At 47.2% G+C, this 17989-nt stretch carries 13 protein-coding genes and 1 pseudogene; all 14 read right to left on the bottom strand.

Annotated features, from left to right (window positions below):
* Positions 1-130: 130 nt before the first annotated feature.
* Entirely contained in the window at positions 131-982 is an 852-nt protein-coding gene (locus tag IQ294_RS16505; protein WP_432419955.1) for a transglutaminase family protein, read from the bottom strand.
* 87 nt (positions 983-1069) lie between these two features.
* Positions 1070-2002: pseudogene (locus IQ294_RS16500) on the bottom strand (alpha-E domain-containing protein); the annotation flags it as partial.
* Positions 2003-3460, bottom strand: a complete 1458-nt coding sequence (locus IQ294_RS09685; RefSeq protein ID WP_203333827.1) for a circularly permuted type 2 ATP-grasp protein — start codon at positions 3458-3460, stop codon at positions 2003-2005.
* Between the two features lie 103 nt (positions 3461-3563).
* Positions 3564-4112, bottom strand: a complete 549-nt coding sequence (locus IQ294_RS09680) for a hypothetical protein (protein WP_203333826.1) — start codon at positions 4110-4112, stop codon at positions 3564-3566.
* A 131-nt stretch (positions 4113-4243) separates the two neighbouring features.
* Positions 4244-5047, bottom strand: coding sequence for an HD-GYP domain-containing protein (locus IQ294_RS09675; protein WP_238942733.1), 804 nt, complete (start codon positions 5045-5047; stop codon positions 4244-4246).
* 191 nt (positions 5048-5238) lie between these two features.
* Positions 5239-5673 (bottom strand): hypothetical protein, encoded by a 435-nt coding sequence (locus IQ294_RS09670; RefSeq protein ID WP_203333824.1) that lies wholly within the window; start codon positions 5671-5673, stop codon positions 5239-5241.
* Between the two features lie 245 nt (positions 5674-5918).
* Positions 5919-7406: a glutamate synthase subunit beta gene (locus tag IQ294_RS09665; protein ID WP_203333823.1), complete on the bottom strand. Its 1488-nt coding sequence runs from the start codon at positions 7404-7406 to the stop codon at positions 5919-5921.
* 36 nt (positions 7407-7442) lie between these two features.
* The gene (gene gltB, locus IQ294_RS09660; protein ID WP_203333822.1) at positions 7443-12029 is read right to left on the bottom strand and encodes a glutamate synthase large subunit; all 4587 of its coding nucleotides are present in this window, start codon (positions 12027-12029) and stop codon (positions 7443-7445) included.
* 246 nt (positions 12030-12275) lie between these two features.
* Positions 12276-14048 (bottom strand): DNA helicase RecQ, encoded by a 1773-nt coding sequence (recQ, locus tag IQ294_RS09655; RefSeq protein ID WP_203333821.1) that lies wholly within the window; start codon positions 14046-14048, stop codon positions 12276-12278.
* 237 nt (positions 14049-14285) lie between these two features.
* A complete protein-coding gene (locus tag IQ294_RS09650) occupies positions 14286-14765 on the bottom strand; it encodes a DUF4334 domain-containing protein (protein ID WP_203333820.1) in 480 nt (159 codons plus the stop codon).
* Between the two features lie 12 nt (positions 14766-14777).
* Positions 14778-15563: an SDR family oxidoreductase gene (locus IQ294_RS09645; RefSeq protein WP_203333819.1), complete on the bottom strand. Its 786-nt coding sequence runs from the start codon at positions 15561-15563 to the stop codon at positions 14778-14780.
* A gap of 167 nt (positions 15564-15730) precedes the next feature.
* The gene (locus tag IQ294_RS09640; protein WP_203333818.1) at positions 15731-16087 is read right to left on the bottom strand and encodes a helix-turn-helix domain-containing protein; all 357 of its coding nucleotides are present in this window, start codon (positions 16085-16087) and stop codon (positions 15731-15733) included.
* 326 nt (positions 16088-16413) lie between these two features.
* Complete coding sequence (locus IQ294_RS09635; RefSeq protein WP_203333817.1) at positions 16414-17058, bottom strand: pentapeptide repeat-containing protein; 645 nt, start codon at positions 17056-17058, stop codon at positions 16414-16416.
* 71 nt (positions 17059-17129) lie between these two features.
* Complete coding sequence (locus tag IQ294_RS09630; protein WP_203333816.1) at positions 17130-17816, bottom strand: universal stress protein; 687 nt, start codon at positions 17814-17816, stop codon at positions 17130-17132.
* Positions 17817-17989: the final 173 nt, after the last annotated feature.

Genomic DNA, 17989 nt, shown 5'->3' with positions numbered 1-17989 from the left:
TTTAGTTCAACTTATATAGATAGTTTTATTATGGCACGGAATTCCGGCAATCTCCATTAAAGAGAAACTTCAGTCAAAGGGAGTTTCATCTCCCTTTGACTGGTAGTTGATCCAAAACGATTGATAAGTTTTATTGATCCAGCAGACTCACTGACACTTTGACATCAAGCGACTGGCTGCCGCCGCGGTAAACGCCTTGGACCGGACTGACATCGTTATAATCCCGGCCGACTCCGACGCGGATATGATTTTCAAGCGCTTCGACATTATTCGTCGGATCGAGCCCTACCCAGCCGACACCCGGCACCATCACTTCCACCCAAGCATGGCTCGCAGCGTCCCCGACCAGCGCGGAGTTTTCACCGACATATAAATAACCGCTGACGTAGCGCGCCGGGATGTGCTTGCTGCGCAGGATTCCGAGCATAACATGCGTGATATCCTGGCATACGCCTTTCCGGAGATCGAATGATTCGGAAGCTTTTGTTGAAACATCCGTCGATTCGCCGTCATACGTAAAGTGGTCATGGATATAGCCCATTACATCAATGGCATATTTCACCGGATTTTCCATCGGCCCCAGTTCACGGTCCACCTGATCCATCTGAACGGTTGTCAAATACGTATATGCTGTATTACTTAAATAGGCCAGATAATGTTCACCGAATAATTTGGAATGGAAAATATTGCTCATTTCCGGAGAGTAGTCGACCTGATGGATAAATGGGCTCTTCTGGATGCTGACGATGGATGTAGTTTTCACTTCCAGATGCTGATGGTGTTCAGCGATAAAGAATGTCTCCACGTTATTGCCCCAGATATCGATATGCTCTTTCGTCAAAGAAGCAGGTGTAATTTCTGCGCGGTAGGACAGTAAACGCTGAACTTCATCCGTTCTGGGTTTCAAGCGGATCGAATTCATACTCTGGTCGACGACTGTATCATATTTAAAAATGTTTGTATGCTCAATTTTATATTTCATGGAAGTAATTCCTTTCGCATCCCCTGTCTGACTTTGGGTGCTCGTGTTGTTTGCCATGGCAGGGTCAATAAGATAATAGGTTTTCGAGAATAGATGGCCGATTTCGTTGCAGCCATTCTGAAAATCATTCAAAAAGTTCAGCATGTCTTCAGGTTCAAGCTCCTGAAAGTTCAGCCCATCAAAATCTGCTGTCAATTGATCGATTTTCGCAAACAATTCCCATGAGTAATGGGAGATCTTCCCATCCTCCAACCGCGTAATCCCGTCACGCATATGATCCAGGCAATAGCGGATCGAGCGCGGAAAATCGGGATTCGAGACAAGAAAAGACAGGACCAGGGACGGATCCATTTTCGGTGGATTCGCCTTCAGGTAGGCATCGTAACCGTTGGTCATCCGGAGAGCCGATAGCCAGTAATAATAATCTTCCGACTGCTGGGCTTTCGCCCGGGCGATGGTCCGCTCGCATACGACATTGAGGATGCGCGCAGTCTTTTCAGCCCGTTCCAGCCACTTGCCGATCTTGATCATCTGGTATTCGACTCCGCGGGCCATCGCTGACTCCACGATCCCCTGTGAAGTCAGCGCCGTGTTTTTCACCTTATCCAAAAACGCCTGCATCTCCCGGACGGAAAGTTTTTCATCATTCAGATCCTGCAGCGACAAATAACATCTATTCCAGATTTCCCAGTAATCATCCGTAATATGGTCACGGCTGACCCGGGCATTTTCACGAATGAAACGGACACAGCTTGCAACAGAATTCAGGTTGTCCGCTTCCATTGCAAGATAATGCACCAGCTGGTCTTCATTATATTCCGGAAGGGATTTTATATACTCCATCATATCCGTTGAAGCACAAATTTCATAGATAAGTTTCCAATCATCCGCACGGACCAGTTCTTCATCGGATGCTTCAATCATCTGCAGCAATTGCACATCCAGAATGCGCGCATTATTTTCTGCCCGCTCCGCATTTCTCGACATCCAGTACAAGGAATTCGCCACTCGGCTCAGCATTCAGGATTCGCCCCTTTCTTCTTTTTTCCTGAAGACCCATGTATCTTTTCCGCCGCCGCCCTGAGAAGAGTTGACGACTAATGAACCTTCTTTTAATGCAACGCGCGACAAGCCGCCCGGCAAGACATTCGTTTCTTTGCCGCGCATGACGAACACCCTCAAGTCAACGTGGCAGGGATAGAATTTTTCTCCCTGATAAGCAGGCGCACGTGATAATTTGATCGTCGGCTGGGCGATATACTGATGAGGCGATTCGATGATCTTCTCGCGGAAAATCTCGATCATTTCCTTCGAAGCATGCGGCCCGACCAGCATATCGTAACCGCCGGAAGCCCCGACATTCTTTACGACAAGTTCATCCAGATGGTCGAGCACCCATGCCCGTTCTTCTTCATTTCCCAAAAGATAGGTCTTCACATTATCTATCAGCGGTTCTTCGCCGAGGTAATAGCGGATCATTTCAGGTACATAAGCGTAAATCGCCTTATCATCCGCCACGCCGTTGCCGATGCCGTTCAGTATGGCAACATTGCCGTTTCTGTATGCCTGAAGGAGTCCCGGGACCCCAAGCCCCGAGTCTTCCTTGAATGCTTCCGGATCCAGGTAATCATCGTCTATGCGTCTGTAGATGATATCAACCCGCCTCAATCCCCGGATGGATTTCATATAAACGATATTCTTTTTGACGATAAGGTCCCTTCCTTCAACGAGATCGATACCCATCTGCTGGGCCAGGAAGAGGTGATCGTAATAGGCTGAATTGTACATGCCCGGCGTCAATAAAACGGCAAATGGTTTGCCTTTCTGGGAAGCCGGCGCATGGTCAAGAATGGCCTGATGCATGTGGGTCATCTGATGTTCGAGGTTTTGAACGGAATGTTTGGCAAAGAATTCAGGATAAACCTGCCTCATCACGTAACGGTTCTGATAGACATAGGACATTCCCGAAGGATTGCGGAGATTATCTTCAAGCACATGATACTTTCCATTTTCATCCCGTATCAGGTCAATGCCTGCGAGGAAAATATGATTATTCAAAGGGATCCCGATGCCCTTCACCTGTTCTGCATAATAATAGGGATTCTCTTCGACCAGATTTCTCGGCACGATTCCGGCTTCAAGGATCCGCTGCTCGCCGTAGACATCTTCAAGGAAAAGATTCAAGGCCTCGGCTCGCTGGATCATCCCCTTTTCTACCACTTCCCATTCTTCCGGAGGAATGATGATCGGAATAAAATCGAATGGCATCGTGCGTTCCGTCCCAACGTTATTGTCATAGACAGTGAACGTGATCCCTTGCCTGAGAAAGGACAATTGGGCTGTCTCATGCTTTTCCCGCAATTCGTCTTCACTGAAATGCTGGAGCAGTTTGAAGAAGTTCCTGTAATGAGGTTTGGGCTGTTTATCTTCATTGAACATTTCATCAAAAAATGGCTTGACCGAATACGACTGGAACATATTCACCCTCCTCACGGATTTATAATATTCAGATATTTTTTGGTAAAAAAACTACCACTCACTGTTTGCGAGTGGTAGCCGGGTGCTGAAGTTCGGGCGCAGATCATTTATCGAACGTCTTATCGCTCTTATCATTTTTCTCTGCGTCTTTATCAAGATCCTTTTTCAGGGAATCGGTGTAATCGGTGCTGCCGCCGAAAGCGCCGCCGCTTGGAGTCGAGTCGTTGAACGGACTGCCTGTTCCTGATCCGCCGGAAGTGCCTGCCTTATCCGTGGAATCCGAACCCTTTGCTGAGCCCGACTCGCTGTCCGACTTCTTGCCGACTTCATCCTGCAACGTTTTATCGGCTTTATCCAACATATCTTTTTCCTTGTCCATCATCTTTTGCTGGCTGTCGATTGCACTTTTGACAGATTCAACCGCTTTCGAAACGTACGGCTTGGCTTTATCGACCATGCCTCCTGATTGTTCATTGAAGCGTTCAAGGCCTTTTTTGACGTTTTCTTTCATATTATCGGTTTGGGAACCGCCCGTCGAGCTGGTTGAAGTGCCATTAGAATCGACTTTTTTCTGTGCCATAGCGGAACCGATCGCCGCACCAATACCTAATAATACTAATTTACCGAACATGCCGCCTGAGCGTTTTGCCATTTGAATCTCTCCTTCTCAGTAATTAAATACACTGTGTCCTTATTATTTACTTTTTCTGCATATTCTAAACATTTTCCGTGAAAAAAGACACCTGTATATTTTATACGGGTGTCTTGCAAAGGATTTAATCCCTATTTAATTAATTCTTCCTGCTGCAGCACTTCTTCAAATGCCCGGACCACTTCCGGATCATACTGGATTCCTGAAAGGCGCCGTATTTCTTCCATAGCATATTCCGAGGTGAAGGCTTTCCGGTAAGAACGGTCTTCCGTCATTGCGTCAAATGTGTCGCAGACCCCAATAATTCTTGCCTCCAACAGGATCTCCTCCCCCTTCAGACCGAAAGGGTAACCGTTTCCGCTTATGCGCTCATGATGCTGTTCGACAATATCAGCCAATTTTTTATAAGCTGTTTTCCGGAGCATCTCTGCACCGTCTCCGGGATGCTTTTTTATCATCTCGAATTCTTCATCCGTCAGTTTTCCCGGCTTGTTCAAAACGTCTTCCGGAATATTGATTTTGCCGATATCGTGGAGGATGGATGCAAGAAATAAATCCTCAATCCGTTCCCTCGTCATTCCAATTCTCGCAGCTACCTTTAAAGCATATCTTGAAACACGGGAACTGTGTTTATACGTATAGTAATCCTTTTTTTCTACTTTTTCTCCGATTTTACGCAATTCCTTAATTTCTTCACTTAATGAATGAAATACCAGACTATTTGAAATCGATAAAAAGGCTACATCAGTTATTGCTGTAATATGAATAGGTTCTTCCAAGCCTCTGACCGAAAAAAAATCGGAATCAGTCAGTATTGTTCTAGTATCGTCCACCATTAATTCCATTTCACCATTTAATATGTAAAAAAATTCTTGTATATCTTCATCGCCAGGAAAAAGAATCATATATTTATCTTTTAAAACCGTTTGCTTCATGATTTCCATTCCTCCACCTCGCCCAAGGAGACTGAGATTTGTGGAACCATTTTGAACTGTTTCTAAGTATTTACCTTTTAGTATCTCTAAGCCCTTCACAAATACACATCCTTCCAAAAAAAAAGCACTATGGAGTATAGATTTCTTATACTCTCATAGTACTCTATTTAATTCTATTTACACAATAACAATTACCAATCCATCACTTTAATCGGATCGATCATTGCCGTCCGGTCTGCAAATTGTACAGAGACCCATTCGACCTCTACAGTAAGTCCGGCTTTTTTTGCTTTTTCAATGCCTTTTCGGGTCATTTTCTGAGTTTTTTTATCCAGTTTCGCAATCAGCTCAGTGATTTCCTCTTCATACTTCATTTCAATTCTTAAAATCTTTTCAGCATCTTTTTCCTTTTCGATATCGCTTACTTTTTTATCGTACATCTTAGAAGATTTTTCCTGTGCTTTTTCGATTTCTTTGTAGATTTCATCATTTGTCTTTGCAACTTGCTCTAAAGCTTTTTCAATGTCAGCACTCATTGCCGATTCTGCTGCAAAAGCCCCTGTTGTGCCCAAAATCAAAGCAAAAATCATCGAAAATAGTACAGCAACCATACTTTTCTTCATCATGCAAATTCCCCCCGACTTATAAAATAGTAGCGAAAAATGTGCCCTCTGCCCACACCTCAGAAATTTTTTGAATTTTCCTATGCAATAAGGGCTATGGAATTTTCTTCCGACTCACTTTTAAAGTATATACAAACCAGGAAGAAAGAACAACTTTTTAAATAACTAAATTTTCTATCAACTCGGAAAAGCTTTATGCGGATATTATACCGCATGAAAAAACCGGGAGAGTTCTCCCGGTTTCCGGATTAAGGCAATACGGTGCTGCCCATCAAATAACGGTCACACTCCCTTGCCGCTTCACGCCCTTCATTGATGGCCCAGACGATCAGGCTCTGCCCGCGGCGCATATCGCCGGCCGCAAATATTCCTTCAGCATCCGTGGCGTATTTTCCATACTCCGCTTTCACGCATGAATTCGCTCCAGTTGCGAGATCCAATTGCTGGATCAGCCCCTGCTCCGGCCCGCTGAAACCGATGGCGATCAGGACAAGATCCGCTTTCCAGACTTTTTCAGTTCCCGGAATTTCTTCGCGGATGCGGTTGCCTTCCTCGTCTATACGCAGTTTCACATTAACGGTATGGACTTCTTTCACTTTGCCGTTTTCATCTCCCACGAATTTCTTCGTCATCACGGCATAAGCGCGCGGGTCATCACCGAATGCAGCCGCAGCTTCCTTATGGCCATATTCAATGCGGTGAATCTTAGGATACTGCGGCCAAGGGTTGCCACGCTCATCCCGTATCGCACCTTTTTTATCATAGACATCAAATTGAACAAGGCTTCTGCAGCCGTGGCGGACGGCGGTAGCCAGACAGTCCGTACCGGTATCTCCGCCTCCGATGACAATTACGTCTTTGTCTTTGGCCGAAATATACTTGCCGTCTTCGAAATTCGAATCGAGCAGGCTCTTTGTACTGGCATGCAGAAAATCCATCGCGTAATGGATGCCGCCGAGCTCGCGCCCTTCCACTTGAAGATCGCGGTGAACCGTCGAACCTGTACACATGATAATCGAATCAAAATCCTCTTTCAGCGTTTCAGCGGCATAATCCTTGCCGATTTCAATATTGGTTTTAAAGGTGATGCCTTCCTGTTTCAGAATTTCCACCCGGCGGACAACCATCTCATAAGGCAGTTTCATTTCCGGGATGCCGTAAGTCAGGAGTCCACCCACACGGTCATTCTTTTCAAACACGGTGACCCAATGCCCCGCTTTGTTCAACTGCGCAGCGGCTGCAAGGCCGGCAGGGCCCGAGCCGATGACGGCAACATGTTTGCCCGTCCGCGTCTCCGGTGGCTCAGGCACAACCCAGCCTTCGGCGAAACCGCGTTCAATGATCGAACGTTCGACTGTCCGAATCGCCACGGGCGGATCCGTTATCCCGAGGACGCACGAACCTTCACATGGTGCCGGGCAGGCAGTCCCTGTAAATTCAGGGAAATTGTTCTTCAGATGTTCACGCCGCAGTGCTTCTTTCCATTGGCCTCTGTAAACCAGATCATTCCATTCGGGAATCAAATGGTTAACGGGGCAACCCGTGGTGACATTATCCAGCTCCATCCCGGTATGGCATGTCGGCACACCGCAATCCATACAGCGGGCCCCTTGCTTCTGAACTTCTGCGTCAGACAGCGGAATGGTGTAATCGTTCCAGTCATGCGTCCGTTCTGCCGGGTCGCGCTCTTTCATCGTCTGTCTATTGTATTCCATGAATCCTGTACTTTTGCCCATCAGATCCCTCCTAGATTCGATTTTCAGCACAAATTCCTATTTTACGCTTTCGCTCATTTTACTTTCTTCAAAAGCCGCCATTTCCGCTTCGAACTTCGTCATGCCGCCATCCTGCAGCTTGGTGATCCGGTCGTTGATCTGCAAATAGGCTTTCGGGATGACGCGTACAAATTTGGCCGAGTAGATTTCCCAATGATCCAAGATCCGTTTGGCATTCGAACTTCCTGTGTAGCCGTGATGCTTGACGATCATCTGGCGCAGATCTTCAATTTCCTGCGGCTCTGCCAGCGGCTGCAAGTAAACCATATCCGCATTGCAATAATCACTGAAATCTTCGGCTTCATCCAAGACGTATGCAATGCCGCCGGACATGCCGGCTGCAAAGTTTTTACCTGTTGGCCCGAGAATGACGACCCGTCCGCCCGTCATATATTCGCAGCCGTGATCACCTGCGCCTTCGACCACAATATCGGCTCCGCTGTTGCGCACGGCAAAGCGTTCGCCCGCCACACCGTGGATATACGCTTCACCCGCCGATGCACCGTAGAAGGATACATTCCCGATGATGATATTCTTCTCCGGTATGAAAGTGGAGTCCGCTGCCGGCTTCACAATGATTTTTCCGCCGGACAACCCTTTTCCGACGAAATCATTGGAATCACCGATCAGCGTCATCGTCATTCCGCGGGGGATGAATGCCCCGAAACTCTGGCCCGCTGATCCCTGGAAATTCAGTTTGATCGTATCTTCCGGCAGCCCTTCTGCACCGTAATGCCTTGAAATCGCGCTGCCGGTTATGGTGCCGGTTGCCCGGTGGATATTGCGGATGGCCGTCGTCACTTCGACCGGCTCCCCGGTTTTGATGGCATTGCTGCACCGCGGCAGCAGTTCCTGATAATCCAGCGTCTGCAATAATCCATGATCTTGTTTTACAGTGGCAAAACGCCCAACTTTCTCGGGCAGATCCGGCTGATACAAGAGCGCTGAGAAGTCGATTCCTTTCGCTTTCCAGTGGTCGACTGCATCGTTCACTTCGAGTACATCGGTTCTGCCGATCATTTCATTGATGGTCCGGAAACCGAGCTGTGCCATTAATTCGCGTGCTTCCTGCGCAATAAAGCGCATGAAATTCACGACGTGCTCCGGATCTCCGCCATATTTCTTCCGAAGTTCAGGATTTTGTGTGGCGATGCCGACCGGACAGGTATCCATATGGCAAACCCGCATCATGACACAGCCCAGCACTACAAGAGGTGCGGTGGAAAAACCGTATTCCTCCGCTCCGAGCAAGGCTGCCATGACGACATCCCGTCCAGTCATCATTTTGCCGTCCGTCTCCACGACGATCCGGTCGCGCAGACCATTCAGAAGAAGTGTCTGGTGGGTTTCCGCCAAACCGATTTCCCATGGCAAGCCTGTATGTTTCAAGCTGGTTTTCGGTGCAGCGCCCGTACCGCCGTCGTATCCGCTGATCAATACAAGATCGGCGCGCCCTTTGGCGACGCCAGCAGCTATCGTCCCGACACCGACCGCTGATACAAGTTTGACGCTGATGCGCGCGAACGGATTGGTGTTTTTCAGATTAAAGATCAATTCAGCTAAATCTTCAATTGAATAGATATCGTGATGCGGCGGAGGCGAGATGAGTTCAACACCCGTTGTCGAGCCGCGGACTTCCGCAATCCATGGGTACACTTTCTTGCCCGGCAAATGGCCGCCTTCACCCGGTTTTGCCCCTTGCGCCACTTTGATCTGAATCTCATCCGCATTGACGAGGTAATGGCTTGTCACACCAAAACGGCCGGAAGCCACTTGTTTGATCGCGCTTCTGCGATTGGTGCCGTCTTCATCCGGGATGAAGCGCGAAATTTCTTCCCCGCCTTCCCCTGAATTGCTGCGGCCCCCAATTTTATTCATGGCGACAGCCAGCGCTTCATGTGCTTCTTTACTGATCGAACCGTACGACATCGCACCTGTCTTAAATCGGGCACATATTTCTTCGATGCTTTCCACTTCTTCGATCGGCACCGGAGACCGGCCCTTAAATTTCAGCAATCCACGCAAGGATTGGAGATTCGCTTTTTCATCGGTAAGCAGAGCCGAATATTTTTTGAAGACATCATAATTATTCGTTCTGCATGCTTGCTGCAGTGTGTGGATCGTCTTCGGATTGTATTGATGATCCTCCCCGTTTTCACGGTATTGATAATCATCGCCTGACTCAAGTTCACCGTCGCTTCCTTCACGTTCAGGGTAGGCCTTGGCATGGCGCATAAGGGTTTCTATAGCGATCACATCAAGACCGATGCCGCCGAGACGCGACGAAGTCCGGGTGAAATAACGGTCGATGACATCGGAACGGATCCCCACGGCTTCGAAAATTTGTGCCCCCCGGTAACTTTGAATGGTTGAAATGCCCATTTTGGATAGTACTTTGATGATGCCATCGGTAACGGCTTTAACATAGCCATTTTCACTTTCCAGATAATCTTTCCCTTCTATTTCATCCGTTTCGACTAAGTGGCGTATAGTGTCAAATGCCAGATAGGGATTGATGCCTTCTGCCCCGTACCCGAGAAGCGCCGCAAAATGGTGCACTTCCCGCGGTTCGCCCGATTCCAGCAAAATACTCATTTTCGTGCGTAAATTTTCGCGGATCAAATGATGGTGAAGGCCAGATACAGCCAATAAAGCCGGAATCGCCGCATGATCCTTGTCCGTTCCCCTGTCGGAAAGGATGATGAGTGAAGCTCCATTGTCATAAGCCTGGACCGCTTCTGTGAACAATTCTTCCAAGCGCTTCTCCATTGCTTCTGCACCTGCTGCTGCCGGGAACAGCATCGACAGCGTCACAGCCTTGAATTCAGGCAGCGGATTTTCGCGTAATTTCTCTAGCTGGCCATTCGTCAAAAGCGGTGTTTCCAACCGGATATGACGGCTGCTTTCAGGAGTCGGCTGTACCAGATTCCCTTCCGCGCCTATGGTCGTCCGCGCTGACGTAATGATTTGTTCGCGGATGGCATCAATCGGCGGGTTCGTCACCTGGGCGAATAATTGTTTGAAGTAGTTATACAGGAGCTGCGGTTTTTTCGATAATACGGCCAGCGGCGAATCATATCCCATGGACCCGACCGGATCTTTGCCGTCAGTCGCCAGCGGCTTGATGATTTTTTGGACTTCTTCCATTGTATAGCCGAAAGTCAATTGCTGTTTGACCAACGATTCCGTAACATCAGTGTTTGGTTGATCCACCGGCTCCGGCAAATCTTCCAGGTCCAGCAGATTGTTTTCGATCCAGTCTTTATAGGGTAATTCTCCTGCAATCTGCATTTTTATCTCTTCATCCGGGATAATTTTCCCTTCTTCGAGATCGACCAGCAGCATCTTGCCGGGGCGCAGGCGGTTTTTATAGATGATATCGTCCGAGAAGATATCCAGTGCGCCCACTTCCGAACCCAAAACAATCATGCCTGTCTTTGTCACATAATAACGCGCCGGACGCAGTCCATTGCGGTCGAGGCAAGCGGCAATCAGCTTGCCGTCTGTGAAGACCAAAGCTGCCGGCCCATCCCACGGCTCCATCAATGTACTGTGATATTCGTAGAAATCCTTTTTCTCTTTTTTGATGGTCGGATCATTGACCCACGGCTCCGGCACCATCATCATCGCTGTATGCGCAAGCGAACGTCCCGATAAATGAAGGAACTCAAAGCAATTGTCGAACATCGATGAATCACTCCCGCTCTCATCGATGACCGGCAATATCTTATTCAGATCTTCTTCATTGAAATAAGGGGAAGTGCAGAGTGCCTGGCGCGCCCGCATCCAGTTGACATTTCCGCGAAGCGTATTGAATTCGCCATTATGTATGGAATAGCGGTTCGGGTGCGACCGCTGCCAGCTTGGAAATGTATTGGTGCTGAAACGGGAGTGGACAAGGGCCAATGCCGATTTGAATTCGGGATGGTTGAGGTCGATATAAAAGGAATCCAGCTGTTCCGGGATAAGCATGCCTTTGTAGACGATGGTGCCTGCAGATAAACTGCTGAAATAAACATCTTTAAATTCCGGGTCAGCTCCCATTTCCTGTTCGATCCTTCTGCGGATGATATAGAGCCGCCTTTCAAGGTCCATGCGTGTTTCCAGTTCCGCCGCCGCTTCGATGAACACCTGCCTGATAACAGGCTTCGATTTTGCAGCCACTTTTCCGACAAACGAATCGTTGATAGGCACTGGCCGCCAGCCAAGCGTCTGCTGGCCTTCTTCATCGATGATCCGTTGAATAATTTCCTTTGCTTTCAAGCGGATATCATAATCCTGCGGCATGAAAACCATTCCGACACCGTATCTTCCTTCTGCCGGCAAGTTAATCCCTTCTTTTTCGCATTGCTTCAAGAAAAAACGATGCGGGATCTGCGTCAGGATTCCGGCACCATCTCCCGTACTCGTATCAGAAGACTGTCCTCCCCTATGCTCGAGATTACACAGGATATTAACTGCATTTTGGACAATTGAATGTGATTTCTCACCATTTATATTCGCTATCATGCCTATTCCACAAGCTTCATGTTCCTGCTCAGGGCTATATAGCCCTTGCGCTTTCGGGTATTCTTTTTTGCTCATAGTCTTCCCCCCACTAACACAGTAAAGTGTCATAATATTATGATAGTATATCATAAATTTTTAATTAATATAATATTAAGACTAAATGGAATAGTCCTTTTAATTGAAAACGCTTACAATTATAGAGTCTTCTGACGGAGACTTTGAACACTCAGGGAAGTTTGCCAAGCTTTACTTTTTATAATGCGATACCGTTTTTACTGATGATGCACATATAAAAAAGCCCCTGTCCGAAGACAGGAACTTTCATTGATTGATGGTTTCAAATTGGCGTATTGCGGACAGGAATGCTTCGCCGTATTTCTCGAGTTTATTGGCACCGACCCCGTTGACCTCCAGAAATTCCTCAGGTGTCTTCGGTCTTCTCGCACACATATCCTGCAGTGATTTATCGGAAAAAATAACGAATGGCGGAACACCGGCCACGTCTGCCAGCTCTTTTCGGATTATACGCAATTCTTCAAACAGCGGATCGTTTTCTGCAATTTGTTTGGTGGCTACGGCTCCCTTACGGAGAACCTGGCGTTTACCGAGCAGAACGTCTCTCCCGCCGTCCGGCACATAGATCGTCGGAAATGAACCCTGTTCGACCGCCAGCAATTCCTGTGAAATCATGAATTCGATCAAATTGGAGACTTCTTTTGCACTTTGATGCTTCAGGATTCCGTAAGTCGATAATTTATCAAATCCGAAATCCAGGATCTTCTTATTGCGCGAGCCTGTCAGCACCTGCGCCGTCATCATCTTGCCGAATTTTTGCCCCATGCGAATGACACATGACAGGACCATTTGGACATCTTTTGTGACATCCAGGCTTTCCCGGTCATCGACGCAATTGCCGCAATGGCCGCATTCACCGGCTGCATGGTCGCCGAAATAATGGATGATGAATTGCTGCAGGCAGTTTTCAGTATGGCAATAATCGACCATACCCTGCAATTTTACCAGTTCGCCTGGAATCCGGCTTGGATCCTGCGCCTGGTCGATCAGGAAACGCTGCGTCTGCACATCCTGTGAAGCGTAAAGGACGATGCATTCACTCGGCAGGCCATCCCTTCCGGCGCGTCCCGCTTCCTGATAATAGCTTTCCATGTTTTTCGGCAGCTGATAATGGATGACGTACCTGATGTTACTTTTATCGATACCCATTCCAAAGGCATTCGTCGCCACCATGACCGTCACTTCGTCATTCAGGAATTGTTCCTGCCCTGCCCGGCGCTGGTCATCCGGCATACCGGCATGGTACTTCGCTGCCCGAATGCCTTTCTTCAGGAGCATTTCATAAACTGAATCTACGGTTTTACGGGTGGCCGCGTAAATGATCCCCGCTTCTTTATCGTTTTTTTGTACGTAATCTTTAAGGAACTTCTCCCGGTCCTGGCCGCGGATCACGGAAAATGTCAGGTTCGCCCGTTCAAAACCGGTCATGACTGTATGGCGTTCTTCTATATGAAGGATGCGGCAGATATCTTCACGCACCTGAGGTGTTGCAGTTGCAGTAAGCGCCAATACAGTCGGATTGTTCGGAAACAATTCCATCATGCGGCTGATCAACCGGTAGCTTGGCCGGAAATCATGGCCCCACTGGGAAATACAGTGTGCTTCGTCGACTGCGATCAATGGCACATGGACGCCCTGCAATTCATTTAGAAACATTTCCGAATCCAGGCGTTCCGGTGCAATATATAATAATTTCACTGCGCCGCGCTGGACGTCGTAAAGTGTTTCACGGACTTCGTCGAAATCCATCGAACTATTTATATAAGCAGCAGGAATGCCGGCTGCAAGGAGTGAATCCACTTGGTCTTTCATCAATGATATCAAGGGGGACACGACGATGGTCGTCCCTTCCATAACCATGGCTGGAATCTGATAGCACATTGATTTCCCGCCGCCTGTCGGCATGACACAAATCGAATTGGAGCCTTCAAAGACTTGTGAAATCGCCTGTTCCTGACCTGTCCGGAATGTTTCGTAGCCAAAATAGGTCTGCAATAATTCTCTTGCTTTTTCCAACAATACAAACACTCCTATAACTCGTTTCGTATTGCTTAGCTTACCATATTTCGGCCCCTTTTTCTTTTTCCGGAATCGGAAAAGCAAAAGCGCCCGTTAAGCTCCGAAAGGCATAAGACGGATTAGCGAAGCGATCCTGATCGCGCAGCTGAGCCGGCTTATGACCCGAGGAGCTGAGCCGCTGGAGTCTGGACAAAGAAACGCCGAAAGCGATTGCTTCCGGCGCAGACGTTCTTATATTCATTTCTTCTGCAATATAAAAAAATAAGGGGCTGCGGCTGTTTTTTCGTCCATCATGCCGAGCAGTGTGCCGTCTTCCACTTTTCTGAAATGGTCAATGATCGGCAGGTTATCATAAATCATCGCCGCACTGATTTTTCCGCGGTGAAGCATCATCCGCATCCGTGCCTTGCCGCCAGCAGCTTTGACCAGCTTCCTGCCATCCATCAACGGCGCCGGATCCACCGGGAAGATTTCGCCTCCGGGACCTTCAAACAACAGCGGGTCAACATTTTCGGCATCATGAAAAGCTTTGCCGTACCAGTTTAACTTTTTCAGCATCCCATCCAGCGGGTGGCCGGTGCGAAATTCCATCCCCTGCCACGTGCCCGACAGCTCCTCCAGACCCACTTCACCAAATTCATCAAACAGACGGCAAGCTGTATGCGTATCGGTTTCGCCTTCGCCGAGGATTGCCAGGAATTCTTTGCGGGCATCCATGACACCACTCCTTCAAATTTCAAGATCCCAAAGCTTCGCTTCTTCGTCTTTCATCTGCTGTTCAGTTTCAGGCGGAAATGCTGTACGGAATTTATGGTGATCCTGAGGAATCACTTCTACCATCTTATCGATCATATCCTGTGGATCAAACTGGTCTTCCAGCGCCTGGTCAGCTTCTTCCATATCTTCTTTTCTAGTGAAATGGATTTTCTCGTCATACCATTTCCACTTGGCTTCTGCACTCCTGTCATTAAAGCCGGTCGCGAATGCACCTGGGTTAATCGTGGCAACCTGCACACCGTGGCCTTCCAGTTCTTTTTTCATCGTTTTGGCGATGGCTTCGATGGCATGTTTCGTTGCAGTATAGGGCCCGACGTATGGCGTTGACATGATGCCCGCCATCGAAGACATGAAGATGATTTTCCCTTTTCCTTTTTCGACAAATTTCCGTGCCGCTATTTGAGCGGTTTCAAGCGTGCTGAAAACATTCACTTCAAAAAGTTCGCGGAAATTCATCAGCGGAACTTCTCCAAGCGGTCCGCCTTCATTTACTGCCGCATTGGCCACAAAGATATCAAAATCATGATCAAGCATCTGCGCGACATCCTGCGGGTTCTTGATATCCATCTTGAATATTTCAAGCTCTACATTTTCCGCTTCTGCCGCTTCCATCAAAGAAGTTACCTGAGGTGCTGTTTCAACCGGTGCGATGACTTTATGGCCTTTTTTCGCGAGACCGATAGCAGTCCCTTTCGCCAGGCCGCTTCCGGCTCCGGTTATAAAAATCGTTTTCGCCATTAGAGATTCCTCCTGAAGTTTATTTTCTAGTGGCTATCTTCCCTTCCAGAAATGAAATAAACAAAAATGGCAGGAATCTTCCTGCCATTTCTCCTCCAGCGATTCTTTTTTCCATTAAAAAACTCATTCCAAACAACGGAATGAGCAACTTTGGCTATAGCTGACCTTTATGAAGTTACCACGCCATAGCTTCCCATGCGCCGTTTCACTTTGATGTAAGATGCGGCTTCTGCGATCTCATCCGGATTCAGCGGTTTATTGTCCAGCAGCAATTTATAATCCGTTAAGCCCGCTGAATTTTGCAGATCCAGATCGATGGTGCGTTCTTCCCGGTTCAGCAAACTATCCACCGATACATCGAAATAATCAGCCAGCCTTGTCAAATGGCTGACGGACACTTGTTTTTTGCCGCTTTCATAAGCCCAGACCGTACTTTTGGCGAAACCGATCTCTTCTGCAAGCTTTTCTGGTGAAACCCCTCTTTCTTCTCTTAATTGTTTTATCTTATTGCTTAATTCTACCATTTCGCAATAGCTCCTTCTTTATTAAATTCTAACTATTTAAAATATACTGTACATTGAGCCCTTTTACAATATCTTTGTATAATATTTTTAAATATTTTTGAATATTGTGTGAACAGTTGATGTTAATTTTTTCGTTAAAACAAAGACTAATAAGACCAAAGATCCAGATAAATATACATTCACTAGTTAATTTTTATCAATAAAAAATTATATCAATAAAAAATAATTGAATTTGCCTGCATTTCAATATTTTTCATTAATGTTTAATATATACGTTTTTGGATACAAAAAAACGATAGCTTCCGCTACCGCTCCTTTAATGCTTTTTATTCAGTATCACTGATCCGCATTCCAAGCTGCCTTGCAAACGCCATCGCCTGATTAGGCGATACGGTGCAGCCGGCCATTTTTTCGATTGTCACCTGGATCGATTCGAAACGGTTTGAGCTGAGATCGACTCCGGCCATATTTGTTTCCGAAAAATTGATTTCTTCCATATCACAGGCGGAGAATTCCGCGGCCTGGAGCTCTGATTCATAAAAGTCGGCTTGGCGCAGCGACGAGTTTTCAAAGTGTACAAATTTGCACAGCGAAAAGCCGAATGTCGCATAATTCAAGACGCAGTCTGAAAACAGTGTATGACGGACTCCCGCTTCGGCAAAATTGACGCCGAGTAATTTGGAGTTGCGGAATTCGGTCCGGTGGAAAACAGATCTGCTGAAATCCGCATTGGAGAGATCACAATTGATGAAAACCACGTCGACGAATTCACTGCGCGGCCAGTTGATCTCTGTAAAGCTTACATTTTCAAAAATCACGCCATCTACGTGCAGCGTCCCTGCCGGCTCGTAATCGATCGTCTCCTGAGTGATCCGGCAGCCATTAAGGTATTCTTCATCCAGCCCCTCAAGAAAGGATGTCTCCGGCAATTGTTCCTGAATGATCGGCGTTTCCCTCTGTTTTTTCTTCATGAACTCACCTTCCTGTGCCAAAAAAGCGGCTGCCCCGTGTTCAAGGCAGCCGCTTCAGTAATTCCGCACTGTTATTTACTAACCGTCTCGTTGCCGACGCACTCATCAACCACTTCCGGTTTCACGATGAGGTCATCCGTCACTTCAAGCTGATAGATTTTATTGTCTTTCATGAATTTAAAGATCCCGTTATTAAAATCAGTGCCGATTTCCTTAAAGAAGATGCCTTCTACCTGACAATCTTTTCTTTGGGCAAAACTGATTTTATAATCGTCATTTTCTCTGACTAGGTAGCAGCGCACCCCAGTTTCAAACTCTTCATCTTCAGCGCCGATATTCCGGGCGACTGAGACAACATGGAAGTCCGCAAAAGGGATTTCACGAAGCAGCATGTTCAAGAAAGAACCTTTGGTAATTTCCTCCCAACGGCTGCGGGCGGTCTGGCCAATGACGATCTGGGTGATATTCAGTTCTTTGGCGACTTCTGAAATAACTTTCGGAGAAGGGCGTTTCTCGTTATCACGGATGATGAATTCATCCGCATCGAGTTCGTCGGCCAACTCTTCCCAGCGTTCGATGTAAGAAGACTTTTCCGCATCAAAATCGTCCAAAGGCAGTGGGTCTACAGTTAATATATATAATGGACAGTCCAGCATGCTGGCTAATTTATGTCCCCTTCTGATGAGGCGTTCACCATTCGGGCCATAAAATACACAAACCAGGATGCTTTCATCCATGCGTCCTTTGACAGTTTTCATATCATTTCACCTCTCCAGGGATTTTTCACAAGCCGGCACTTCAAAACTATGAAATTATACTGCTAATAAACATTAAAATCAAGGTCTAAAAAATTCAGTCGGATGAACCTTCCTGATATCCTCTATTTTGCAGACACCTTAATGAGTGAAAAAAAACATTAAAACCTATATAA

This window comes from Planococcus beigongshangi (genome assembly GCF_016820495.1).
Classification (GTDB): Bacteria; Bacillota; Bacilli; order Bacillales_A; family Planococcaceae; genus Planococcus; species Planococcus beigongshangi.
This window is presented reverse-complemented; position numbering and strand designations above follow the sequence as displayed.